This is a genomic window from Bradyrhizobium sacchari (genome assembly GCF_002068095.1).
GTDB lineage: Bacteria > Pseudomonadota > Alphaproteobacteria > Rhizobiales > Xanthobacteraceae > Bradyrhizobium > Bradyrhizobium sacchari.
On sequence record NZ_LWIG01000010.1, the window covers coordinates 59,304 to 84,613 of the forward strand.

The 25,310-nt window shown below is 66.3% G+C and carries 19 protein-coding genes; 5 read left to right on the top strand and 14 right to left on the bottom strand.

Annotated features, from left to right (window positions below):
- Window positions 1–88: 88 nt before the first annotated feature.
- The 14 genes from A5906_RS13885 to A5906_RS13950 form a co-directional block, all read right to left on the bottom strand.
- Entirely contained in the window at window positions 89–1,771 is a 1,683-nt protein-coding gene (locus tag A5906_RS13885) for a long-chain-fatty-acid--CoA ligase (protein ID WP_080135758.1), read from the bottom strand.
- Window positions 1,768–3,063, bottom strand: coding sequence for an aminotransferase class III-fold pyridoxal phosphate-dependent enzyme (locus A5906_RS13890; protein ID WP_080135759.1), 1,296 nt, complete (start codon window positions 3,061–3,063; stop codon window positions 1,768–1,770). Before A5906_RS13890 ends, A5906_RS13885 begins: the two co-directional genes overlap by 4 nt.
- Before the next feature lie 11 nt (window positions 3,064–3,074).
- Window positions 3,075–4,655 (bottom strand): hydantoinase B/oxoprolinase family protein, encoded by a 1,581-nt coding sequence (locus tag A5906_RS13895; RefSeq protein WP_080135760.1) that lies wholly within the window; start codon window positions 4,653–4,655, stop codon window positions 3,075–3,077.
- Entirely contained in the window at window positions 4,652–6,661 is a 2,010-nt protein-coding gene (locus tag A5906_RS13900; RefSeq protein ID WP_080135761.1) for a hydantoinase/oxoprolinase family protein, read from the bottom strand. The genes A5906_RS13895 and A5906_RS13900 overlap by 4 nt, the downstream gene beginning before the upstream one ends.
- Window positions 6,662–7,535: 874 nt before the next feature.
- A complete protein-coding gene (locus tag A5906_RS13905; protein ID WP_080136096.1) occupies window positions 7,536–8,984 on the bottom strand; it encodes an NAD-dependent succinate-semialdehyde dehydrogenase in 1,449 nt (482 codons plus the stop codon).
- A 139-nt stretch (window positions 8,985–9,123) separates the two neighbouring features.
- Window positions 9,124–10,455 carry an MFS transporter gene (locus tag A5906_RS13910; protein ID WP_080135762.1) on the bottom strand — a complete coding sequence of 444 codons (1,332 nt, stop codon included), beginning with the start codon at window positions 10,453–10,455 and terminating at the stop codon, window positions 9,124–9,126.
- A gap of 71 nt (window positions 10,456–10,526) precedes the next feature.
- The gene (locus A5906_RS13915; RefSeq protein ID WP_080135763.1) at window positions 10,527–11,333 is read right to left on the bottom strand and encodes an enoyl-CoA hydratase/isomerase family protein; all 807 of its coding nucleotides are present in this window, start codon (window positions 11,331–11,333) and stop codon (window positions 10,527–10,529) included.
- A gap of 29 nt (window positions 11,334–11,362) precedes the next feature.
- Window positions 11,363–12,907 (bottom strand): AMP-binding protein, encoded by a 1,545-nt coding sequence (locus A5906_RS13920; protein WP_080135764.1) that lies wholly within the window; start codon window positions 12,905–12,907, stop codon window positions 11,363–11,365.
- Window positions 12,900–13,418: a (2Fe-2S)-binding protein gene (locus A5906_RS13925; RefSeq protein WP_080135765.1), complete on the bottom strand. Its 519-nt coding sequence runs from the start codon at window positions 13,416–13,418 to the stop codon at window positions 12,900–12,902. Before A5906_RS13925 ends, A5906_RS13920 begins: the two co-directional genes overlap by 8 nt.
- On the bottom strand, window positions 13,415–14,230 hold the full coding sequence (locus A5906_RS13930) for an FAD binding domain-containing protein (RefSeq protein WP_080135766.1): 816 nt from the start codon (window positions 14,228–14,230) through the stop codon (window positions 13,415–13,417). The genes A5906_RS13925 and A5906_RS13930 overlap by 4 nt, the downstream gene beginning before the upstream one ends.
- Window positions 14,227–17,229 (bottom strand): xanthine dehydrogenase family protein molybdopterin-binding subunit, encoded by a 3,003-nt coding sequence (locus tag A5906_RS13935; protein ID WP_080135767.1) that lies wholly within the window; start codon window positions 17,227–17,229, stop codon window positions 14,227–14,229. Before A5906_RS13935 ends, A5906_RS13930 begins: the two co-directional genes overlap by 4 nt.
- 129 nt (window positions 17,230–17,358) lie before the next feature.
- Window positions 17,359–18,198: a helix-turn-helix transcriptional regulator gene (locus tag A5906_RS13940; RefSeq protein WP_080135768.1), complete on the bottom strand. Its 840-nt coding sequence runs from the start codon at window positions 18,196–18,198 to the stop codon at window positions 17,359–17,361.
- Between the two features lie 124 nt (window positions 18,199–18,322).
- Complete coding sequence (locus tag A5906_RS13945; RefSeq protein WP_080135769.1) at window positions 18,323–19,738, bottom strand: UbiD family decarboxylase; 1,416 nt, start codon at window positions 19,736–19,738, stop codon at window positions 18,323–18,325.
- Between the two features lie 29 nt (window positions 19,739–19,767).
- The gene (locus tag A5906_RS13950) at window positions 19,768–20,388 is read right to left on the bottom strand and encodes a UbiX family flavin prenyltransferase (RefSeq protein WP_080135770.1); all 621 of its coding nucleotides are present in this window, start codon (window positions 20,386–20,388) and stop codon (window positions 19,768–19,770) included.
- Window positions 20,389–20,563: 175 nt separating this feature from the next.
- On the opposite strand from A5906_RS13950, the gene A5906_RS13955 reads away from it, so the two are divergent.
- From A5906_RS13955 to A5906_RS13975, 5 genes are all read left to right on the top strand, one after another.
- Window positions 20,564–21,532 carry a LysR family transcriptional regulator gene (locus tag A5906_RS13955; protein ID WP_080135771.1) on the top strand — a complete coding sequence of 323 codons (969 nt, stop codon included), beginning with the start codon at window positions 20,564–20,566 and terminating at the stop codon, window positions 21,530–21,532.
- 97 nt (window positions 21,533–21,629) lie between these two features.
- Window positions 21,630–22,448 carry an AraC family transcriptional regulator gene (locus tag A5906_RS13960; RefSeq protein WP_080135772.1) on the top strand — a complete coding sequence of 273 codons (819 nt, stop codon included), beginning with the start codon at window positions 21,630–21,632 and terminating at the stop codon, window positions 22,446–22,448.
- 105 nt (window positions 22,449–22,553) lie between these two features.
- A complete protein-coding gene (locus A5906_RS13965; protein WP_080135773.1) occupies window positions 22,554–23,243 on the top strand; it encodes an O-methyltransferase in 690 nt (229 codons plus the stop codon).
- A gap of 15 nt (window positions 23,244–23,258) precedes the next feature.
- Window positions 23,259–24,014: a siderophore-interacting protein gene (locus A5906_RS13970; RefSeq protein ID WP_245326727.1), complete on the top strand. Its 756-nt coding sequence runs from the start codon at window positions 23,259–23,261 to the stop codon at window positions 24,012–24,014.
- 209 nt (window positions 24,015–24,223) lie between these two features.
- Window positions 24,224–25,264, top strand: coding sequence for a Bug family tripartite tricarboxylate transporter substrate binding protein (locus A5906_RS13975; protein WP_080135775.1), 1,041 nt, complete (start codon window positions 24,224–24,226; stop codon window positions 25,262–25,264).
- The last annotated feature ends 46 nt before the right edge of the window (window positions 25,265–25,310 follow it).

Here is a 25,310-nt window from a genome sequence, read left to right on the forward strand (position 1 = left end):
AATCTCTCGGGGGAAGCGGCGGCTTCGGGGATGTTCCGGCGAGCGCAGCATATCGCGGCCTTGCACCGCTTTTCCAGCCAAGCAGTTTTCATGCCGTCCGCCCCCATTCGGCGTCCTGCAGAAGCCGCCAATTGATCTTGTTGCTTGCGGTACGCGGCAAGGCATCGACGAAGACCACGGCGCGCGGCGCCTTGTAGCTCGCCATCACGCCGCGCGCCCAGCCGACGATATCGTCCGCCGAAATCGTCGCGCGCGCGGCTTCATTCAGCACCACCAGCGCCTTGACCGTCTCGCCGCGGTAATCATCCGGCGCCGAGATGATGCAGCACTCGCGGATGGCGCGGTTCTGGTACATCGCCGCCTCGACCTCGGCCGGCCACACCTTGAAGCCGCTGACATTGATCATCCGCTTCAGGCGGTCGACTGCGAAGAAATAACCTTCGGCATCGCGATAGCCGAGATCGCCCGTGCGCAGGAACCGCTTGCCGTCGAGGTCGATGAAGGCTTCGGCATCCGCCTGCGGCCTGTTCCAGTAACCTTGCAACACCTGCGGCCCGTGCACGACGATCTCGCCGACGACGTTGTCGCCGAGCTCGGCCAGGCTTTCGGGATCGATGATCCTCGCGTCGGTCTCCTGCACGGCGATGCCGAGGCATTGCCGCTTCGGCGCGGCCATCGGGTTGAGATGGGTCGGCGACATCGTCTCGGTCATGCCGTAGCCCTCGACGAAGTCGAGACCGAAGCGTCCCTTCAGCCGCTCGGCAATTGCGGTCGGCATCGCGGCGCCGCCGCCGGTCAGCACCTTGAGTTTCGCAAAGCATCTGTCGCGGAAGCTGGCGCTGGCGAGCACATCCACGATCATGGTCGGCGCAGCGTTCCAGAACGTGACGCCATAGGTCTCGAACAGGTCCGGGAGCAGATCCCTGTCCCAGCGCGCCATCAGCAGCAGCGTGGCGCCGGTGACGATGGCGGCGTTCATCGAGCCCTGCATGCCCGCGACATGGAACAGCGGCATGAAGCCGGTCATCACGTCGCTGCCGTCGAGCCCATACCAGCGCGCCTGCAACACGGCGGTGAACAGCGCGCTGCGATGGGTATGCATGCACGCCTTGGGCTTGCCTGTGGTCCCCGACGTGTAGGGCAGGATCATGAGATCGTCCGGCCCGGCCTCCATCGCACCCGGCGGAAAACCTTGCGCGATCGCAGACGACCAGGAATGCCAGCCCGGCGACGAGGGCAGCTCCGACGGTGCTTCAGTCACACATGACGGCAGCGTGTAAGGCGTCGCGGCTGGAACCTCGTCGCGATACTGCGCGACGATTGCATGCGCGATGGCATCCCCGACCAGCGGTGCAAACACATCGCTGAGTTCGCTGCCGATGAAGGCGACCCTGGCGCCGCTGTCCGCGGCGAGATACGAGATCTCGCTCGTCTTGTTCATGGGATTGACCGGCACGATCACGGCGTCCGCCCGCATCACCGCATAATAGGCGATGGCATATTGCGGCGAGTTCTGCAGCGCGATCATGACGCGATTGCCGCGCTTGATGCCGCAAACGCCTTGCAGGAAGCCGGCCATGGCATCGACGCGATCGCGCAGCTCGGCGTAGCTCAGGCTCGCACCGTAGAACACTGTCGCCGGATGCGACGGCCGATCATTCGCCGCGCGGACCAGCGCGTCGTACAGCGTCCCACCAGGCACCGCGAGATGCCAGGGCTCATCCGCCGGCCAGGCCGGCGAACGACGAGGTGCTGCGTGCTCCGCGGTCACCCGTGCTCCCTGTCGGCAATGTCGAGTCCGTGGTCGAGCGCATCGAGCAGCAGCGTCGCCTCGCGCTCGGAGATCACCAGCGGCGGCGCCAGGAACAGCGAGGTCTGCTCGCCGCTGGTACCTATGACCGCGCCGGCCTCGAGCGCCCGTTCCGCGACGCGCGAAGCGATCGGCACCTCGGTCGTGTCGGCGTGCCAGGTGCGCCAGTCCGGGCCGTGCAGCTCCACCGTCCAGTGCAGCCCCTGCCCGGCCACCCGCTGCACGCTCGAATGCTTTTGCGCGATCGCCAGCAGCCGGCGGGCAAACAGCTTTTCGAGGTCTTTGACGTGCTCCAGAATCCTGTCGTCGCTGACGACCTTCAGGTACGCGCTGACGGCCGCCATGCTGATGGGGTGGCCGCGCAGCGTGCCGTAATTCTGCCAGCTCGTGCCCTTGAGCCGCTCGACGATGTCCTTGGACACCACGACCGCGGCGACTGCCGCCGCGCCGCCGCCGAGCGATTTTCCCAGCGTCACGATATCCGGGCGGCTCTCCGCGCCCTGGAAGGCGAACCAGCGGCCCGCGCGGCCAGCGCCGGTGACGACCTCGTCGGCGATCCAGTACGAGCCGGCCTGCCGCGCGCAGCGCGCCACCTCGTCCTGATAGGCGCCGTCGTAGTAGATGCCGCCTTGCGTGTAGTCGATGATCGTTGCCGCGGTGTCCGAGAGGAGGCGCGGGGCATCGGCGAGATATTCACTCGGCGGCGTATTGGTGGCCGGCCCGCCATAGATCCCACCATGCGGTGCCGGCAGGATCCGCACCGGCGCCATCGGCGCAGGCAGCTTCGAGCCGCCTGCGTGGACCGCGAGCCCGCCGTGCCATTGCGGCTGCACCGTCATGCTGCGCGACAGGCCGGTGATGCCGTGATAGGCGCGCTCGCGCGTTGCCAGCGCGGAACGCTGCGTCAGCGCCTGGCAGAGCGACAGCGCCATGTCGTTGGCCTCGCTGCCGCTGATGCAGAAGCGGACCGCGCCGACCCAATCCTCTTCGCCCCTAAACGCGGTCGCCATCAGGTCGTCGGCGGCCTGCTCGCGGCCGATCCAGGTCCAGCCCTCGTTGACGACGGGCGTATCCGCCGCGCGGCGGATCGCCTCCACCATCGCAGGGTGCCGATGGCCGAGGCCGCCGCCGGTATTGCTGCCGTCGATCAGCTTGCGGCCATCCGACAGATGAAAATAAACGCCCTCGCCGCCGACCACCGCCATCGGTGCGGCCTCGCCCGCATTCAGTCCGGTTCGCAACAATCTGCTCATCGCGCGCCCCCTCACTTGGCCGCAGCGGCGCCGTAGCCGCCGCCGCCGCACATTTCGATCGTGACGAGATCGCCTTGCTGCAACACCAGGTTCGACTTGCCGTCGATGGCGACGTTGGCCCCCTGCCGGACCAGCGAGATGCGGCAGGCCTTGCCGGGATAGCCGCCCTGCATGCCCCAGGGCGCCATCACCATCCGCTCGACGCAGGTGGTCAGGTGCATTGAAGGGGCAAGGATGCAGTAGGTGCGGACGGAGCCGTCACCGCCGCGATGAGCCCCCGCGCCGCCGGAGTGCCGGCGAATGGCCTGCTGCTCGAGACGGATCGCGTAGTTCGCCTCGATCACCTCGACCGGCGTGTTCGAGGTGTTGGAGAGATGCACCCTCGTCGCCGAGGTGCCCGCGCGGTCATGCCGCGCACCTTCGCCACCGCCATGGACCTCATAGAGCATCTTCCAGGAACCGTTCGGCCGCGGCTCGGCGAAGAACAGCACGCCCGCGGTGGTCGCGCCGCCCGCCGACAGGCGCTCCGGAATCGTGTCCTGCATGGCGCGAAAAATCGCGTCCACGATGCGCATCGACGTCTCGTGGTTGCCGGCGGCAACGGATGCGGTCCAGCCCGGCTCCAGGATCGAGCCCGGGCGCGTGATGATGGTCAGCGGCCTGAGCGCGCCCGCGTTCTGGTTCATGTCGCGCCCGCTCATGATGCGCGCGGCATAGGCGACAGCCGAACGTGCCATGAACGGCGTCGTGTTGCAGAAGTTCGAGACGCGGTCGCAGCTCCCGGAGAGATCGAACGTCGCTTCATCGCCGCGAATCGTGATCTTGACGTGGATGCGTGCGGGCGCGTTGTTCGCGCTGCCGTCGTCGAGATAGTCCTCGCCCTCGTAGATGCCGTCCGGCAGCGCGCGAAGCGCTTCCCGCATCTCGATTTCCGAGAGATCGTGCAGGCGCGACTGCGTCGCGGTGAACACCGCCTTGCCGTGCTCGCGGCAGAGCTCGACGATGCGCTTCTCGCCGGCCTTGGTCGCGGCGATCTGCGCCAGGAGATCGCCTTCGCAGGACTCGGGATCCCGGACGTTGGCCTTGAGCAGCTGCACGATCGGCGTGTTGACGCCGGCTGCGGTTGCGATCAGCACCGGCGGAATCCGCATCGCCTCCTGGAACGTGTCGATGGCCTTGGCGAAATAGCTGCCGGGCCAGGTGCCGCCGATGTCGGGCCAGTGCGCGAGACTGACCGCAAAGGCCACGATTTCACCGTCGACGAAGACGGGACGCACGACCTTGACGTCGTTGAGATGGTTGCCGCCGAGCGCGCCGACATTGTAGATCACCACGTCGCCGTCATTCAGGCTGTCGCGCGGCATCACCTTCAGCAATTCAGGGATGGTGTAGGCCATCGCGCCGAGATGGATCGGGATGTCGCGGCCCTGCCCGACCAGGCCGCCATGGCCGTCGGTGATTGCGGACGAGAGGTCACCGGCCTCGCGCAGCAGCGGCGAGCGCGCCGAGCGCGTCATCACCAGGCTCATCTCCTCGGCTGCGGCCGAAAGCCCGTGCCTGATGACCTCGACGACGAACGGATCGAGCTTCATGCCGCCCTCCGCGTCAGGAACAGATTGCCTGCGGCGTCCGGCCTTGCCTGCCAGCCCGGCGGCACCACCACGGTTGACCATGCGTCCTCGATGATGGCCGGACCGGTGACGGTGTCCGCGAGCGCGGCGCGGTCGATGATCGCTGTCGCGACGTCGTGGAAGCCGTCGAACGAGCAGGTCCGCTGGCCTGACGACACCGCCCTCGCCGCGGTCGCCGGCCGGCTGACGACGGTCGTCGACGGGCGACGCGCCTGCACCCGCACGGATTCGATGACACAGGGCTCGCCGGTCGCATAGCCGAACAGCTCGTGATGCCGCGTCAGAAAGTCTTTCTTCAGCTGTGCGACGTCGAGCGGCAGCGTGAAGGACACAGGGATGGCATCGTTCTGCGCGGCGTATCGCATCAGGGCCACCAGCTCGACCTGGATCTCCGCCTTGGCAACGCCATTGGCGATCAGGGGCGCCGAGGCATCGTCAACCAGGGTGCCGATCCGCTCCGACACGCGGGCAAGATCGATGCCGTCGAGCGCGGCGCGCAGCGTCTGCTGCTGGAGGAAACTGAAATCTGCGGTGAGGCAGCCCAGCGCTGAGAAGGCACTCGACGCACTCGGGACGACGACCTGCGCAATCCCGTAGAGGTTGGCAAGACCCGCGGCATGCATCGGGCCGCCACCACCGAAGGCGAGCAGCGTGCAGTCGCGGCCATCGATACCGCGTTCGACCGTGACGCGCCGGAGCGCGCGGGCCATCGTTGCATTGGCAACCTTGATGATGCCGAGCGCCGTTTCGGTCAAGCCGAGGCCCAGGGCATGCGCGATCGGTTCGATAACGCGCTTGGCCCTCTCGATGTCGATGCCGATGCGATCACCAAGTTTCGTTTCGGGGTTGAGATAGCCGAGCACGGCATTGGCATCGGTGATGGTCGGCTTCGTGCCGCCGCGGCCATAGCAAGCGGGGCCGGGCTCGGAGCCGGCACTCTCGGGTCCAACGGTCAAGCCGCCCGGGCCGCTGCGCACGATCGATCCGCCGCCCGCGCCAATGGAATGAACGGCAAGCATCGGCTGGCGCAGCGGCTTGTCGCCGAGCATGCGGCCATCGGTCATCTCGGCCTGGCCATCCACGATCAGGCAGACGTCGGTCGTGGTGCCGCCCATGTCGAACGTCAGCATGCGCGAGGTGCCGAGCTGGCGCGCGATGCTGACGGAGGCCGAGACACCCGCCGCCGGCCCTGACATCGCCATCACCAGCGGCCGCCGCTTCACCGCCGAGATCGGGATCATGGCGCCGGCGGAATGAAACACCTGCAGACCGGGCCCGATCGGCAGCCGCTGCTCCAGCTCGCTGAGATATTCCACAGCGATCGGCATCGCCGCCGCGTTGAACACCGTCGCCGAGGTCCGCTCATATTCGCGCGCCTCCGGATTGACCTCATGCGAGAGCGAGACGTGAGCGACGACATCCCTGAGCCGCTCGCCCAGCATCTTTTCATGGACCGGGTTGGCGTAGGCGTGAAGCAAGGCCACGGCGACGCTCTGCACGCGGGTCTGTTTCAGCCAGGCCACCAGACGCTCGATCTCGGCCTCTTCCAGCGCCTTCAGCACCCGGCCCTCGTGGTCGAGGCGCTCGGCGAGCCCAAAGCATCGCTCGGGCGGCACCAAGGGCGGCGATTTCGGTGGAATATCGAGACGGTAGAGATCCCTGCGGCGATAGCGCGCTATCTCCAGCACATCGGCAAAGCCTTCGGTCGCGACCAGCGCCACCTTCGGCAACCGGCCCTCGACGATGGCGTTGGTGACGCGCGTGGTGCCGTGGACGAAGCGCTTGACCTCGCTCTTGCGCAGGCCGACCGCCTCGATGGCTTCCAGCATCGCCTGAACGGGCGCGTCGGGGCGCGACGGCACCTTCGCGATCCGAGCTTCCGCAGAATCGCGCCGGATCGCGATGATGTCGGTGAAGGTGCCACCGATATCGGTGCCGACCTCCCAATGATTGTCGGAGTAGCTCATCTGCACAGTCAGCTACACGTGACGCCCGAACCGGACGCCGGGTCCTTCCCGTCGATCGCAACGTTCAATGCCAAACCGAGACCGCTCATCATGCATCCCCTGTCATGCCATCATGAGCGAGCGTGCGACAGAGCGATGGGTGCGGGCTAGGGCCAGGGTTGTCGCAAACCGCTAGACCAGTGCGCGACCTCAGCCGCGCGCGGCGCCACCCGCTGCACGTTTTGGTGCATCGCTGCCTGCGCTGACGGCACGCGAGCGCGGACCGTTCCACGCGGGAAAAGTGCAGCGCACCACGGATTTCCCCGCGCAAATCGCGATGTCCGCTGCACTGCAATCGGAGCGACCAAGATCACCTGTCTAATTTGCAGGCGATCGACCGGCGCTGAGAGATATTCGCCTGCCTATGAGCTATGCATGGCAGTCGGCTCAGCCTCTCTTTATTGTACGAACAGTAAGTGAGGATATCGAGGGGCGCCCGCCCATCGGAGCCTCGAAGATGCACGGCCGCGTTGGCGCAGCGGCGCCGTCGCCTTTGGAGGGCGCCGAAGAAGCGGTCACCCCAAGGTGACGGGAATGGGCTGGAGTTCAAAAATGCCTCCGCGTCATTGCGAGCGCAGCGAAGCAATCCAGAATCTTTCCGCGGCTGACAGTCTGGATTGCCTCGCGGAGCCTGTCATCGGACCGCGCTTCGCGCGCACCCGTTGGCTCGCAATGACGGACTATCGGCGATGGCACGCACAAAGGTGCCGTGGGGTGGGTTAGCGCAAGCGTAACCCACCTCTTTGCACTCCGCGCAAGAAGAGAGATGGGTTACGCCCAGCGGACTGCGCTACGCGCGGCTGCGGGGCTAACCCACCTTACAAAGCTTTGCTTCTTACGAGCTCGCCTGGGTCACGAACTTCGTATTGAGGTACCCCTCGATCGCCTCGAGACCGCCCTCCGAGCCGTAGCCGGAATCCTTGATGCCGCCAAACGGCACTTCCGGCAGCGCGAGGCCGTGGTGGTTGATCGAGACCATGCCGCTCTCGATGTCGGCGCCGATCGCCTGCATGGTCTTGGTCGAGGTGGTGTAGGCGTAGGCCGCGAGGCCGTAAGGCAGACGGTTGGCCTCGGCCACCACCTCGTCATAGCTGCGGAACGACGTGATCGGCGCCAGCGGGCCGAACGGCTCCTCGTTCATGATGCGGGCATCGCGCGGCACGTCGGTGATCACCGTCGGCTCAAAGAAGAAGCCTTCATTGCCGATGCGCTTGCCGCCGGCCTGCACCTTGGCGCCGCGCTGGACGGCGTCGGAGACCAGACCTTCCATGGCGTCGACGCGGCGCGGATTCGCCAGCGGACCCATACGGGTGTCCTTGTCCAGGCCGTTGCCGACCTTGAGGCTCTTGGCCGCCGCCACGAACTTGTCCACGAACGGCTGGTAGACGCTTTCATGCACCAGGAAGCGCGTCGGCGAAACGCAGACCTGGCCGGCATTGCGGAACTTGTTGGCCGAAAGAATCTTGGCGGCGTTGTCGAGATCCGCATCCGCGAACACGATCGCCGGCGCATGGCCGCCGAGCTCCATGGTCACGCGCTTCATGTGCAGGCCGGCCAGCGCAGCCAGATGCTTGCCGACCGCGGTCGAGCCCGTAAAGCTGATCTTGCGGATGATCGGATGCGGGATGAGATATTCCGACACCTCCGACGGCACGCCGAACACCAGCTGGACGACGCCGGGCGGAATGCCGGCATCGGCATAGGCGCGCACCAGCTCCATGCAGCTCGCCGGGGTTTCTTCCGGGCCCTTGACGATGATCGAGCAGCCGGCGGCGAGCGCGGCCGATATCTTGCGGACGGCCTGGTTGATCGGGAAATTCCACGGGGTGAACGCGGCGACCGGGCCGACCGGCTCCTTGGTCACGAGCTGGGATACGTTGCCCATCCGCGGCGGCACGATACGACCATAGGCGCGGCGGGCTTCCTCGGAGAACCAGTCGATGAGGTCGCCGGCCAGCATGGTCTCGCCCTGCGCTTCCACCACCGGCTTGCCCTGCTCCATGGTCATGACAGGCGCGATCTCGGCGGCGCGGGAGCGGATGATGTCCGCGGCCTTCCGCATCAGCTTGTAGCGGTCGAACGGCGAGGTCTTGCGCCAGACCTCGAAGCCGGCTCGGGCCGCCTCCAGCGCGCGGTCGAGATCGGCCTTCGAGGCGTGCGGCGTCTTGCCGATCGGCTGGCCGGTGGCGGGATTGAGGATGTCCTCCGACTTGCCGGACGTGCCGTCGGTCCACTCGCCGGCAATGAACATTTGAACTTTCGGATACATCCCTGTTGCCTCCATTTCGGTCATCGGCGGGCCCAGCGCCCCAATTTCAAGCCGTCGCAGAGCTACACGGAAAGGAGGCCGGCGAAAAGGGATCAATGTCTCCGCAGCTCGAGCGAGCCGGCGCGGCGGCAAAGCGGCCGCGCCGGCGCAAGGCTCAGCGGAAATTGCCCTTGGTCTCGGGGATCACGACCGCCCCGATCAGGTAGACCACGAACACGCCGACCGCGAAATACGCCAGCGACATCGGAATCTGGGCCGGGCTCGCGCTCACCAGCGAGACGAAGGTCGGCATCATGCCGCCCAGCGCAAAGCCGATATTCCAGGATAGGCCGGTGCCGCTGGCGCGCAGCGCGGTCGGGAAGCGCTCGTTGAGGAAGATCAGCACCGGCGCGTAGCCGGCATTGCCGATGAAGGCGATGGCGAGCGCAAGCAGCGTGATCTGCGTCGTGTCCTTCGTCGCCGCGAGGTTGAGATAGCACAGCGGCAGCAGCACTGCCGCCAGCACACCGATCAGCAAGAACGTCTTCTTGCGGCCGATCCAGTCGCTCAGCGCGCCGATCAGCACGGCCGAGAAGAACGCCGAGACGCTCGCCCCCATCAGGATCAGCGACGAGGTCTGGTTCGGGACCGCGTTGATGACTTTCAGGAAGCTCGGCAGATAGCCCGAGGTCAGATAATAGCCGGCGCCGCCGCCGAAGGTGATGAGCAGATTGACCAGCAGCACGCCGCGATATTCGCCGGAGAAGACGTCCTTGACCGGCGCCTTCGAGACTTTCGCCTGCTTGTTGCCCTGCTGGCGCTTGAGCTCCTTGAAGTACGGGGACTCCTCGAGGTTGCGGAAGATGAACCAGCCGAGCAGCGAGCTCAGCAGCCCCGAGAAGAACATGAAGCGCCAACCCCAGACAGCAAAGGCATCGCCGGGGAAGACCGACGACGTGATCAGGAAGATGAAGGACGCAAGCAGCGCGCCGATGCCGGCTCCGCCGCCCCCGACCAGGCCCGACATCGCGCCACGCCAATGCGGCGGCACAGACTCGGTACCGATGGTGTGGGTGGACGCCACGACACCGCCGACAAACACGCCCTGTACCAGGCGCAGGACCAGGAACACGATCGGCGCGATCACGCCGACCTGTGCGATGGTCGGCAACAGGCCGAACGCCGCCGTGCTGAGACCGACGCCGATGATGGCCACCAGCATGGCCTGCTTGCGGCCGTGCACGTCGGCATAATGGCCGAATACCGCCGAGCCCAACGGCCGCATCAGGAGCGTCACGGCGAACGAGCCGTAGACCGCGGCCAGCGACAACGCCGCATTGCTCGACGGAAAGAACAGCGCGCCGACCACCGGCGCCACATAGAGCAGAATGAACAAATCGAACAGGTCCAGCGCCCATCCGAGCACCGACGCGATGATCGCATTGACCATCTGCTTGTTATCTGCGGACGCCTGTGCACCGGCGACCGGCATATCCATCTCAGCCATGTTGTTTACCTCCCCCGTTTGAATGGCGCCGCGGTCCGCGCCATTGCGGACCGCGGCAGTTCAGTCGCGCGTCAGCGGCCGACGAATTTCGGCGGACGCTTGGCGTTGAAGGCCTCGACCCCCTCCTTGAAGTCTTCGGACTGGCGCAGGCGGCTATAGCAATGGCCTTCCAGCTCGATGGCGATGGCGAGCGTCGAATCCTCGGTGTCGTTGAGCAGCTTCTTGGCGGTGCGTTGCGCCAGCGGCGAGAAGGTGCGGAGCTCGTCGACCAGCCTGTCGGTCGCCTTCTCCAGCTCGGCGTCAGGCACGCATTCGGTGGCGATGCCCCACTCATAGGCCTGCTTGGCCGAGATGCGCTTGGAGCGCATCACGATGTCCTTGGTGCGCGTGATGCCGACCATCTTCTGCAGCCGGGCCGAGCCGCCCGAGCCTGGGATCTGGCCGAGCTTCTGCTCCGGCAGCGCGTATTGCGTGGTCTCGGAGGCGATGCGGAAGTCGCAGGCGAGCGACAGCTCGAAGCCGACGCCGAAGCAATAGCCGCGGTTGGCGACGATCACAGGCTTGGCGCAGCGCGCCGGCGCGGCGATGTTCCAGGCGAGCTTGGAAACGTGCTCGGGGCTTGCCTCCATGAAGCCCCCGATATTGCCGCCGCTGGAGAAGTGCTCACCCTCGCCGCGCACCACGATGACGCGGACGCGCGGATCCTCGTCCAGCGTCTCGAAGGTCAGCCGCAGCTGGTCGCGCTGCGGCATCGCCACGACGTTGTAGGGCGGCCTCCCCAAGATGATGTCGGCGCGCTCGTGCGCCTCGTCGATCTCGACCTTGAACCCGTCGAGCTTGGCGAGTCGCGGATCGGCGAATGTATAAGGTGACGGCATCTGTGCTTCCTTCTGTTGATGGGGGATGATCAGGCCGCGTCCGACGGCGGCAAACGCTCGGCTTCGTATTCTCCGGCGACGAGCAGTCGCCGCAGCAGCTTGCCGACGGGCGATTTCGGGATCGCATCGACGAAGACGTAGCGGCGCGGCCGTTTGAAATTGGCAAGGCCCGAGGTGCGGCAGAACTGCTCCAGCTCTCCTTCAGACACCGCGCGGTTGCGCTTGACGAAGGCGGCGACGACCTTGCCCCATCTCTCATCAGCGACGCCGACCACCGCGACCTCGTCGACGGCGGGATGCAGCGACAGGCAGCTCTCGATCTCGACCGGCGAGACGTTCTCGCCGCCGGTGATGATCATGTCGTCGACGCGGCCGGTGACAAAGAGGTCGCCGTCGGGATCGAGGTAGCCGGTGTCGCCGGTAAAGTACCAGCCCTCGCGCAGCGACTTGGCATCGGCCTCGGGGCGCCGCCAGTAGCCCTCAAAAGCCTCGTCGCCGGCCAGCGTCGCAATGATCTCGCCCTCCTCGCCGACCGCGGCAAGCTCCGTCACCGATCGCGCGCCGATGCGGACGACCTTGACATGCTGGTTCAAGCCGGCCTTGCCGGCCGAGCCGGGCTTTGCCGCCGCGTTCTGGTCGATCGTGAAGGTGTAGATCTCCGAGCTGCCGTAATGATTGACGAACAGTTCCGGCTTGAATGCCTCGTTCAGTTTCTTCAGCAGGCCATCGGTCATCGACGCGCCGGCGAATCCGAGCTTGCGTACGCTGGAGACATGGGTCCCGGCAAACGCCTCGTGATGGACGAGGTCGTGATAGAGCGTCGGCACCAGATAGAGGTTGGTGATCGCTTCCCGCTCGATCAGCGCCAGCGCCTGCCGGCTGTCATAGCGTGGCAGGCAAATGAAGGTGCCGCCGATCAGCGACATCGCCAGCAACGAGCGGACGCCCATGGTGTGATAGAGCGGCATCACGCCGAGCGTGCGCTCGCCGCGACCGTAGAGGTTTTGTGCGACGTGGGCGATCGCCGCGGCGCGTTCGGCGCGGTGCCGGCGCGGCACGCCTTTCGGCCGCGAGGTCGTGCCTGACGTGTAGAGCATGATTGACCAGGCATCGGCACCGACGCGCGGCGCGGCATCGGTCGCGCGATCCTTGATCAGATCGGCAAAGCTGGTCGCATCACCCGTTCCCGGATCGACGGAGACACGCAGCAGACTGCCCGATAACGCCGAGTCCTGCACCGCTTCGGCAGAGATGTCCTGATAGAACACCGCGGAGGCTTCGGCATTCTCGATGCAGTAATCGAGCTCGTCGGCCTTGGCCCGCCAGTTGATCGGCGTGATCACGAGCCCTGCGAACTGGCAGGCCCAGTGCAGCGTCGCCGCCTCCCAGCGGTTCTGCAGCAGCGTGACGACGTGATCGCCGCCCTTGAGGCCAAGTCGGTCGAACGAGGCTACCAGCGCGGAGATCTTGTCGTACCATTGCCGGTAGGTCAGGCGGAGATCGCCGTCGACGAGAGCAATGGCATCGGGATCGCGCGCGGCGCTGGCAACGAAGCTGCTGGCGAGATCAAGCATCTGACGTCTCTTTGTTGGATGAGGCGAGTTCGGCGGCGGCTTCGAGTGCCGCCTTGATGATCGGGGTGTAGCCGGTGCAGCGGCAGATATGCCCGCTGAGGAGATCGCGGATCTCCGCCTCGCTCGGATTTGGATTTCTGGCGAGATAATGGTCGAGCGACATCAGGATGCCGGCGGTGCAGAAGCCGCACTGGAGCGCGTGGTTGCGACGGAACGCCTGTTGCAGCACGCCGAGCCGGTCGGCCGAGGGCGCCAGCCCTTCGACCGTCCTGAGCTCGCAGTCGTCGACCTGCGCGGCGAGCGTCAGGCAGGAGCGCGTCAGCATGCCGTCGACGACGATGGTGCAGGCGCCGCAGACACCGTGCTCACATCCGACATGGGTGCCGGTCGCGCCCAGCTGGTGGCGCAGGAAATCGGAGAGCAGCATCCGCGGCTCGGCCTCCGCCTCGACCGACGTCCCGTTGAGCGTGAAGCGGACCGCATGGCGGCTGTCTGCCTTGAGACGGGTCATTGCAGCACCTCGCCGATCAGATCGCGGCCGATCATGCGCACGAGGTCGCGGCGGTAGCGCGCGGAGGCGTGGACGTCGTCACGGGCGCCGAGCTCCCAGGCAAAAGCGTTGAGAGCATCGTCGAGCGCGCTGCCCTCCAGCCGCGGCCAGTCGCGGGCGGTCGGAACATCGGCAACACCGCCGACGGCGAGACGCACGCCCGCGGGCGTCCTCATGGCGGCGCAGGCGACGATGGCGAAATCCCCATGCCGGCGAGCGACCTCACGGAAGGCGAAGCGCGATACCTTGGCGACCGGCAGCGAGATGCCCTCGATCAGCTCGTCATCGGCGCGCGCCGTCAGCATCATGCCGGCGAAGAAGTCCTTTGCCACGACACGGCGCCGGCGCCGGGCGTTGCGCAAGAGCACCTCGCCGCCGAGTGCGACCAGCGCCAACGGCATCTCGGCGCTGGGATCGGCATGGGCGAGCGAGCCGCAGATGGTGCCGCGGCTGCGGGTCTGCATGTGGCCGACCCAGGGCAGCGCCAACGCCACCAGCGGCAGCGCCTCGGCAAGGTCAGGCCAGGCCAGGAGATCAGCCTGGCGAACGCCGGCGCCGATGACGACGGCATCGCCCTTGCGCTCGATCTGACGCAGCTCCTTGATCCGCATGATGTCGATCAGCAGTTTTGGCTTGGCGAGGCGCATGTTGAGCATCGCCATCAACGACTGCCCGCCGGCGAGCACGCGGGCATCGCTGCCCTGCTGCGCGAGCCCTTCGAGGGCTTCACTGATGTTCCCGGCGCGGAGATAGTCGAACGCGGGCGGCTTCATCGGCGCCCTCCGAACAGGCTGGCCGCCTTCGCCAGCAACGCGAACAGCGAGAAACCGCCGCCTTCCGCCCCACCGCCACCGGCCTTGCGCGCGAGCGCGGTGAAGAACTGGCCGATGATCACGCGCGTCGCACCATCAAGCAGACGGCCGCCGATGCTGGCGACCTTGCCGCCGATGGCGGCGTCATAGCTGTAGGTCAGCTTGGTTCCGCCGTTGCCGTCGGGCACGAGCGTGACGCGCCCCTCCGCGCTGCCGAAACCCAGTGCGCCGGTGGCGCCGCCGCGTAAGGTGACAGCACGCGGCGCGTCGAGATCGAACAGTTCCACGTCGGCACGATAGCGCCCTGTGACCGGGCCGATGCCGAGCGTCACGTCGGCACGGAAATGCGTGTCGGTGATCTTGTCGACACTCTGGCAGCCGGGAATGACCGATTGCAGCGTCGCGGGATCGAGCAGCATCGCCCAGACCTGCTCAGGCGCGCCTTTCACCGAGGCCTGCCCCTCGCCGCGAAGCCTCCTGTCGCCCTCGCGCACGGGCGCAGCCGTCGCGCCGCCCGCGGGAGGCGGCGGCTCGGCACCGCGCACGAGTTCGACGAGGCGCGCCGGAACCAGCGGCAAGGTGATATCGGCAATGCCGAGCGCATCCGCCACCGCGTTGGCAAGGCACACCGGTGTCGACATGCAATTGCCTTCGCCGACGCCCTTGGCGCCGAGCGGCGTGAACGGCGACGGCGTCTCCATGTGGAAGATCTCGGGCTCCGGCACCTCGGTCGTGGTCGGCAGCAGATAGTCGGCGAGCGTTCCCGTCAGAAAACTTCCGTCATCGGCGTAGGCATATTCCTCGAGGAGCGCCGCCCCGAGCGCCTGGGCAAAACCCCCGCGGATCTGGCCGTTGACCATGCCCGGATGCAAAATGGTGCCGCAATCGTGCATGGTGACGTAGCGATCGATCCGCGTCTCCAGCGTGGTGCGGTCAACCTCGACGCCGCAGAAGTCGAAGATGAAACCGTGGCAGAGCGAGGAATTGATGCGGTCTTCGTCGTCGGGCGGCGTCAGCTCCGGCGGGGTCCAGAACAGGGTCTCGCGGATGGTCTGGCCGGCGTCATCTGGGAGCGAGCCCGGCGACCAGTGGCTGAGCGCGGCGACACGCGAGAACGCGATGCGGTTCTCCGGATTGTGCTTTGAGGCGACGAAGCCCTTTGCGAACACGATGTCTGCGGCTTCGACATTGAGCTGGCTGGCGGCGATGCGGGCAAGACGGCCGGCGACACGTTCTGCCGCTAGCTTGGCCGTGCCGGCAACCGCAGCGGCAAAGCGGCTGGCATAATTCCCTGAAGCGATCGACCAGGCGTCCTTCGCGGTGTCGATCTCGGTGTTGACGCGAATGTCCTTCGGCTGAAGGCCGAACACATCGGCAACGACCTGCGACAGCACGGTACGATGCCCCTGCCCCTGCGGCACCGACGCGACGTGAACCGTGACGCTCCCGACCGGATCGAGCCCGACGGTCGCGGTCGCCTGCGCGCCGTTCTTGGGACCTGCCTTGCGGCGCTCGGCCGCCGTCAGCACGGTGGTGATGTAGCCCATGTTGGAGACGCTGGGCTCGACGACCGCGGTGAAGCCGATGCCGTAGAGACGCCCCTGCGCCCGCGCCGCGTCGCGCTTCGCCTTCAGCTCCGCGAGCCGCCCCTGTTCGACCGCACGCGCGACGGCTTCCTGGTAATTGCCGGAGTCGAGGAGCGCGCCCGTCGCGGTGCGATAGGGAAACGCGCCGGCACCAATCAGATTGCGCTTGATGACATCGAGCGGATCAAGGCCAAGACCGATCGCGATCCGCTGCACCAGCCGCTCCAGCGCGAAATAGACCTGCGGCCCGCCAAAGCCGCGGTTGAGGCCGGTCGGCGTCTTGTTGGTGACGACGACGCGGTTGCGGACCTTGACGTGGCTGATGTCGTAGGCGCCGGTCAGGTTGCCGTGCATGCGGTAGAGCGTCGCCGGCTCCGGCGCGCGCAAGTGAGCGCCGCAGTCCTCGACCTGGTCCCAGTCCAGCGCGAGGATCTTTCCGTCAGCCGCGACCGCTGCCGCCAGCGTCGTCGCGCGGTTGGTCGCCGAGACCGAGGCCGCGAGATGTTCGATCCGGTCCTCGATCCATTTCACCGGCCGGCCCGTGATGCGCGCCGCGGCCGCAATCAGCACGATATAGGGAAATACGCCCTGCTTGACGCCAAAGCTGCCGCCGGAATCCGGCGGCGTGCGCAGCCGCAAGCGATTCCCCGGCACTTTCAGCGCTCGCGCGATCACCGTGTGGATGCTGAAGGGGCCCTGGAAATTGGCGAGCACCTCATACCCATCCTCGCCGGCGTCGTGCGAGGCGACGACGCCATAGGTCTCGATCGGCGTGCAGGAGTTGCGGGGATATTTGATGTCGATGGAGAAGCGATACGGCGCCTCCGCAAAGGCTTGCTCAGGATCGCCGTAGCGGAACGAGCGGTCGCTGGCGAGATTGCCGGGAAAACCATCGTGCAGCACAGGGGCATCTGCCGCGAGTGCGCCAAGCGGATCGACGACAGCACCGCGCGGGCGGTACTCGACGTTGATCAGCTCGGCCGCATCCTCCGCACGGGCCCGATCGGCCGCGACAATGATCGCCACTGGCTCGCCGACATAGCGCACCCGGTCGATCGCGATCGGCCAGCATTCGACCGGAGCCTTCACGCCGACGACGAGGCTCGTGGTGACCGCCTTGACGTCGCTGCCGGTCAGAACCGCCGCGACGCCCGGCAGGCGTTTTGCGGCTTCAGGATCGATCGAGAGAATATCGGCATGCGCGTGCGGCGAACGCAAAATCGCCGCGTGCAGCGTGCCGGGCGGAACGCCGAGATCGTCGATGAAGCGGCCGCGGCCGGAGAGCAGCGCGGCGTCTTCGACGCGCTCGATCGAGCGCCCGACCCACGGCTCATCGCCATGTCCCGGATTTGCGGATTTGACCGCCTGCAACATGTCCCGGCATACCTCCCGACGCGTTCTTTGACGCGACGGCGACAGATGTCAGGACAGGGGCTGCGCGGGCCATACCGCCCGCTCTCACGACTTACCAAATCGTCTCATTCGAGCGCGTGCAGCGCAATATCAGCCAGCAAGACGCGAGACGTTGCGAAACTCGCGCGGGCTGACGCCGGCGTGATCGCGAAAGAAGCGGGTGAAATGCGCCGGCTCCGGAAAGCCAAAACGCTCGCTGAGCTCTCCGAGCGGCGTGTCCTCGCGCATGACAGCGTCGAGCGCGCGCTCCATGCGGACCACGTTGAGATAGATCTTTGGCGAGACGCCGAGCGAGGTCTCGAACAGGCGGAAGAATTGCGCGCGCGACAGTCCTGCGCCCTTCACGAACTGATCGACGCCGCCATAGGAATCCTGCACGCGCATCGCATCCATCGCGCGGCGGATGCGCCAGTCGCAGCTCACCGCGCTCATGCCGCGGATCGAGGTCGGGAAGCTGCGCCAGGGTGTGAAACGCTCGATCACGGCGATCATCAGGTCCGACAGCGTCTGCTCGTGCGTTCGCACCGCATCGGGATTCGCCATCATTTCGGCCGCAAGATGCAGCGTGAGCTGACGAATGCGCGGCGACACCTCGCCCGACGGCCGCTCGAAGAAGCCCGGCGCGCCGCTCGCGGCCCAACCGGGGCGGAACTCCTTCAGCCATTCCGGCTCGATATAGAGCGCCATGATCAGCGTGCGCGGCCGGTTGACGTCATGCACATAGGCATGCGGCTTCCAGCCGTCGACCAGCACGGCGGCGGTGTCCGTCAACGGCGTGACCTGGTCACCGACCATGAACTGCGTGTCGGCGCCCTCGACCTTGAGCAGGACGTGGCAGTGGTGATGGGCGTGGCGGACCAGCGAACGATCCATGTCGAGCAGAGCGACCCTGCCGAAAGCGCCATGAGCGATGCGCAGGGCCGTCGACATCAGTTCCCTCCTCCCAGCATTGCGCTGCAAAACGATTGGCTTGTTGGCGCGGCACTATAAGCAGCACCCGCTTCATATTCCAACCGCGCAAACCGACGCAAGTTGCCTTCTCGCCGCAATCGGCTCATGCGCGCGCCTCCGCAAGCAATCGCGCGACCGCGGCGCCGGGATCGGCCTGCAAGGCGGTGGCGAGATCGACCTCGTCCTCGCCCTTGACGCGAATGCGCTCGAAGGCGAGTTCGGGTGCGCTGCCGGGCGCGGTCGCGTCCAGACCCATCTTCGCGCCGATGCCATTGTCCGTCGTCGGATCAAGCTTCGAGCCGAGCGCGCCCGACACCACCATGAGATCGCGGTCGGCCTGGAAGCGCGTTGCCACCGCCCATTCGATCTCCTCGGACGAGGAGATGTCGACGTCCTTGTCCACCACGACAACCTGCTTGATGTCGTAATGCGCGCCGAAGGCACACATCATGATGTTCTTGGGCTCGCCGTCATTGGCCTTGTCGATCTTGATCGCGAGATGATAGCGGCAGGTGCCGCCGCGCGTCAGGCGAACGTCGAGCACATTAGGGAAGCTTCGGCGCAGATGCTGGAGCAGCGTCGCCTCGCGCGGCACGCCGCCGAGGATCAGATGCTCGAACCCGCCGCCGACGATGGTGTGGAAGATAGGCGCCTTGCGATGCGTGATCGCATCGACCTCGATCACCTCGCGATTGGCGCGCGGGCCGTAATATTGAGGGAATTCGCCGAACGGCCCCTCCGGCTCGCGCACGCCTTGCAGAATCCGCCCCTCGATCACGATCTCCGCATGCGCGGGCACGCGAACCGAATTGGTGCGGCACTTGACGACATCGATGGGCGAGCCGAGCAGCGCACCGGCAATCGCCATCTCGTCCTCGTCCAGCGCGGCAATCGCCTGGGAGGCGAGCATCAAGGCCGGATGCGCGCCGATCACGATCGCGATCTCCAGTGCCTGGCCCAGCTCTTCGGCGAGGCGGTAGTAGGAGAAGGTATGCCGCGGCAGCAGCAGCACGCCGATGCGGTTCTTGCCGGAGATCTGGCAGCGATGGATCGAGACGTTCTGAATGCCAGTCGTGGGATTGCGGGCGATCAGCAGCCCAGCCGTGATGTAGGGGCCGCTGTCGCGCTCATTGTGCTTGGGGACGGGAAGCAGGCGCAGCAGGTCGACGTCCTCGTGAATGACGTCCTGCACGGGCCCGCTCGCGACCTCGTGCGTCGGCAGCGGATTGCTTGCTGCAGCGAGGAACCGCGGCAGCAGCTGGTCCTCGGTGACGCCGATGGACTCGGCGACCCAGTCGCGCCCGGCAAAGAGGTTCGCGACGACCGGGATCGCGTGCCCGTCGGGGTGCGGAAACAGCACGGCGCTATCGCGCTCCAGCCGCTTGGCGATGGCGGCGAGCTCGTCGGCCAGCGCAACGCCCTCGCGTGCGATCGCGAGCTTGCCGCGCTCGGCGAGATGAGCGAGCCAGGCGCGCAGATCGGCGGGAGAGCCTTTTCCCGCAACATTGTCCATTCGCATACGGGTCTTTCCTCGCGATCTTCAGGTCGTCAGGGCGCGATCTTGCGCAGCGACGGCGCGCGGCGCCTGAGCGCCTCGTCCTCGCCCCAGCGGCGCACCACGCCGATATCGATATCGAAGAGGTCGAGCACGCGGCCGACAGTGTGCTCGACCATGTCGTCGACGGTCTCGGGCTTGGCGTAGAAGGCCGGCACGGGCGGCGCGATGATCGCGCCGATCTCCGAGAGTGTCGTCATCGTCCGGAGATGCCCGGTGTGCAGCGGCGTCTCGCGCACCATCAGCACCAGGCGGCGGCGCTCCTTGAGCACGACGTCGGCAGCCCGGGTCAGCAATGTCGTGGTCACGCCCGAGGCGATCTCGGACATCGAGCGCATCGAGCACGGTGCCACGATCATGCCGGCGGTGAGGAACGAGCCGCTCGCGATTGCGGAGGCCATGTCGTCGATCGCATGGTTGACATTGGCGAGCGCCCTCACCTCCGCGATCTTCAGATCGGTCTCGTAGGCAAAGGTCTGCTCGGCGGTCTTCGACATCACCAGATGCGTCTCGACGCCGGCATTGCGCAGCAGCTGCAGCAGGCGCACGCCATAGGTGACGCCCGAGGCGCCGGAAATGCCGATGATCATCCGCTTGGGGCCGGCGTTCTGCATATCTCTGGTTTCGCTCCCCTTGGATCACGCCCTCTGAGGCCCATTTTCATCCGCCGCAAGCCTAGGCAATCGCATCCATCATCACAAATAATGATTGATTATATGATCAATCATTTAAGATGATGACCCGCGAGCAAGATCAGCGACGAAGGACACGCCCGTGGAACTCAGGCAGATGCAATATTTCCTGTGCCTCGCCGAGGAGAGGAACGTCACCCGGGCGGCGCGCCAGCTCAACATCGTGCAGCCGGCGCTGAGCATGCAGATCGCCAAGCTCGAAGCCGAGCTCGGCCAGAAACTGTTCGACCGCAGCGTCCAGGGCATGACCCTGACCAGCGCCGGCGAGGCCCTGGTGCGCCTGACGGCGCCGATCGTACGCGACGCCGAATATGCGCGGCAGGAGATGGCGCAGCTCGGCGGGCGCATTTCGGGCCGCGTCTCGGTCGGGCTCATCACCTCTGTGGCGCAAAGCACGATGGCGAGGTCGTCGGCGACCGTCGCCAGCCGCTATCCCGAGATCACGCTGTCGGTCTGCGAGGGCTACACCGAAACGCTGGTCGACTGGGTCAACACCGGCCAGCTCGATTTCGCGCTGATCAACGTGCCGCGCCGCAAGACGCCGCTCGCCGCGCACCAAATCATGGATGAGGAGATGGTGTTCGCCTGCCGCAAGGACGGCCCGGTCAAGCCGCCGGCAAAACTGCGTTTCGATCACATCGCCAATGTCGATCTCGTGCTGCCGTCGAAGCGCCACGGCCTGCGCCTGATCCTCGACGAGCACGCCGCCGCCATCGGCATCGACCTCCGTCCGCGTCTGGAGCTCGACACCCTGCCCGCGCTCTGCGAGGTGATCGCGACCACCGATTTCGCGACCGTGCTGCCGACCATCGCGCTCCGTCAATCGCTGGCGGACGGCACCATCCGGGCGCATCGCTTCGATGCGCAGCGGATCGTGCGCTCGATCGCCTGGGTGCACCACCCGCGGCGCCCCGTGTCGGTCGCGGCAAAGGCCGTGCTCGACGTCATCAGCCACGACCTTGCGCAGGCCGCGGCCGCGGCGAGAGAGTTCGTGGAGCCATCCTCCGGCGACAAGAACCCGCCCTCCCGCAAGGAAGGCCGAAAGCCGCGAAAGCGAGCCGGTTAGAACCAATCGAGATTCCGGCCGTCCGCGTTGAATCTCGCAATCGCAAGCCGATATTGTCGATGTCTCCCATCGCGCCTGGATCCGCCCTCCTCCCGCCATGCCCTTCTTCCAGCTCAACGACGAACATGTTGTCCCCGATGATCTCGGGGGCTTTGACCCCGAGACCGTGCCGCGCACCCTCGCCGCCTTCGGTGGCCGCATGATCACCAAGGGCGTGGAGCTCGCCAAGCACGCGCATCGCAAGGACGAGCTGGTCCTGACCTTGCGCGGCATCGTCAGGCTGGAAGCCGGACACGGCGTCTGGATCGTGCCACCGCGCTGCGCGGTGTGGATCCCCGGCCAGGTCCCGCACAGCGTCAGCGTGACCGGCGATGTCGAGATGTATTGCCTGTTCGTCGAGCCGGATGCGGCCCCGACGTTGCCGCGGCAATGCTGTGCGCTGTCGATCTCGCCGTTGCTGGCAAATCTGCTGGAGCATGCGGCCCACATGCCCGTGATGTACGATCTCGACGGCGCCGACGGCCGCCTCGCCACGGTGCTGCTCGACCAGCTCGCGGCAGCGCCCGTCGAGGAATTGCGCTTCCCGATGCCCACCGATGTCCGGCTGCGCCGGATCGCCAGCGCGATGATGCAAATGCCCTCCGACCGCGCAACGATCGAGGATTGGGGCCGGCGTATCGGCGTCGCTCCGCGCACCCTCACCCGCATCTTGCAGCGCGAGACCGGCATGAGTTTCGGCCGCTGGCGCCAGCAGCTTCACATCCTCATCGCGCTCCAGCGGCTCGACCAGGGCGCTTCGGTTCAAGCGGTGGCGCTCGATCTCGGCTATGAGGGAGCAAGCGCCTTCGTCACCATGTTCCGCAAGGCGCTGGGCAAGCCGCCGGCGCGATATCTGGCGGACCGCCGCACGCACTGACCGGAAATCGCAATCGATTGTCCCGTTCGCGGAATGCGGTCGCAGGTGCAATCCCGTATCCAGGCTCCGAAGCGCCGGTGGGCGCATTGCAAGGGAGCTGGATACATGGATTCGATCAGCGGCGGCCTCGTCGCCGGCGTCCTTCATCGTCTTCATCAGGAAGCGGAGACCGCAGACGCGCCGCTGATGCAGGCCTTCTTGAATGAGGGCACGAGTCGCGAGGAGATGATCAGCCAGGCCATCGCGGCCGAGAGTCGCGATCTCAATGAGGTCTACCAGCGGTTTGCGAACAATTTCCTGAGCGTCTCACCGCGGTTTGGACGCTTCCTCTACATGTGCGCCCGCACCTGCAAGGCGAAGCGCATCGTCGAGTTCGGCTCCTCGATGGGGATTTCCGCGATCTATATGGCGGCCGCTCTGCGCGACATGGGCGGCGGCCGCCTGATCGGGACCGATCTCGAACCCGGCAAGATCGAGCGCGCCCGCGCCAACGTCGCCGCCGCTGGTCTCACCGACTTCGTCGAGTTCAGGCTCGGCGATGCCCGCGAAACGCTCAGCTCCGGGCTGGGCGAGATCGACATGGTGATGCTCGACGGCGCCTTCACGCTGTATCTCCCCATTCTCAAACTGCTCGAGCCGCAGCTCAAGCCCGGCGCTCTCATCGTCGGCGAGAACGCGTTCGAGGAGGCCTCAGGCTATATCGACTACGTCCGCGATCCCCAGAACGGCTACCTCTCGCTGTCGCTGCCGTTCGATCCCGGCCGCGGCAACGAGCTCACGATCAAGTCCAGATAATCCGGGAGTCGAGCCTTGAATAAAACCGGTCAAGCACCTGATATCTCCGAACCATCGCAGGTCCCGCAAGGCCGCGTCACGCGGATGTTGCTGCGATGGCTGATGCGCCCTGCGCGCGTCATCGCGGTCGAGACGCTCTCGCCGCGCTTTCGGCTCATCGAGCTCGAAGGCGCGGCCCTCAAGGATGTCGCCTGGACCGCGGGGCAAAAAATGCAGGTCGCGATGGGCGCGGGCCTGAGCGCGCGCACCTACACGCCGATGTCGTGGGATACCGGCCGCGGCAGGACGCGGCTCCTTGCTTTTACGCATGGGGATGGCCCCGGCAGCCGCTGGGCGAGCGGTTTGCGCGAAGGCGAAACCTGCCAGTTCTTCGGCCCGCGCCGCTCGCTTGATCTCGCCGGCCGGAGCGCGCCGATCGTCCTGTTCGGCGATGAGACCTCGTTCGGCCTTGCGGCGGCGCTGCGTGACAGCCTGCACGCCGGCGGCGCGCTCCACATGTTCGAAGCCACTGACGTCGCGGAATCCCGGCAGGTGCTGGATGCCGTCAACCTGAGCGGGGCGAGATTGATCGCGCGCAGCGCCGGCGAGGATCACCTCGCGACCGTCGAGGCGGAATTGCTGCGCCTTGCTGCAAATGGAGCGCAATTCGTGCTCACCGGCAAAGCATCCTCGATCCAGCGCATCAGCCGTGCCCTGAAAGCCGCCGGTGTCGCGTCGTCGCGGGTCAAGGCCAAGGCCTATTGGGCGCCTGATAAGACCGGGCTGGATTAAGTTCGTCTCACTCGGACAAGGCGTCGCGCCCGCTGCAGAATGAGACGCGCTGGTAAGTTTTGAGACGAGCCGGCATGACGGTCGTATTCGCGACCTAACTACGATCCAGGCGCAGAAAAATCGCGACCTGGCCCTCATCCCCGATGACTCCTGTCCCGGACGGACTCAGGTCTGGCAGAACACGACGCAGTCGGGAGATTCAGTCCAAGATGACACGATTCGATCGCAGCAAGATCACGGGCGGCGTTCAGCAGCGAAACGAGGGCCTTCGTCCAGATCGCAGGTCGCTGCTCTCGCTCGGAGGCGGCGCCTTGCTCGCAGCTGCTGGACTGGGGACGGCGAACGCACAGGACTATCCGGCCCGGCCGGTCCAGGTGCTCGTGCCTTTTGCCGGCGGCAGCGCCAGCGACGTGATCACACGCATCCTGCTCAACCGCATGTCCACGTCACTCGGGCAGGCCTTCGTGGTCGACAATCGTCCCGGCGCCGGCGGCAATATCGGCACCGCCGCGGCGGCCCATGCGGCCCCTGATGGCTACACCTTGCTGATGAGCACCTCCGGCCCGCTCGCCGCGAACAGATCGCTCTACAAGGAGCTTCCTTTCGATCCGCTGAAGGATCTCGCCCCGATCGGCCTGTTCGCCACAATGCCCAATGTCATCGTGATCAATTCGAAACTGCCGCCGAAATCGCTCGGTGAGCTGATCGACTACGCCAAGGGCCGTCCGCGCGAGCTGAACTACGGCACGGTAGGCGTCGGCTCCTCGCAGCATTTGTCGGCCGCCTATTTCGAGCAGCTCACCGGCACCGAGCTCACGCACGTTCCCTATCGCAACATCGCCGCCTACACGCCGGACTTCATCGCAGGGCAGGTGCCGCTCGGATTCCAGCTTCTGCCGAACGTCCTTGGCCTGATCAAGAGCGGCGATGCTCGCCCGCTCGCGGTCGCCAGCGACAAGCGCATGACGGCGCTGCCCGATGTGCCGACCGCAGCCGAGGCCGGCTTGAAGAATTACGAGAGCGCCGCCTGGCTCGCGCTGCTTGCGCCGGCCAATACCGACAAGGTCGTCCTCGACAGGCTCTACAAGGCGATGGTCGAAGGCGTGAACGATCCGAAGGTGCGCGCCCTTTTCGTCGAGCAAGGCGCCGAGCCCTTGGTGATGGACCCCAAAGGCCTGACCGACTACATGACCTCCGAGACCACCAAATGGGCGGGGATCATCAAGAAGATCGGCATCGAGCCGATGTGATCAGTCACATCGAGGCGATGTGAGGCTCACATCGAGGCGATTGAGC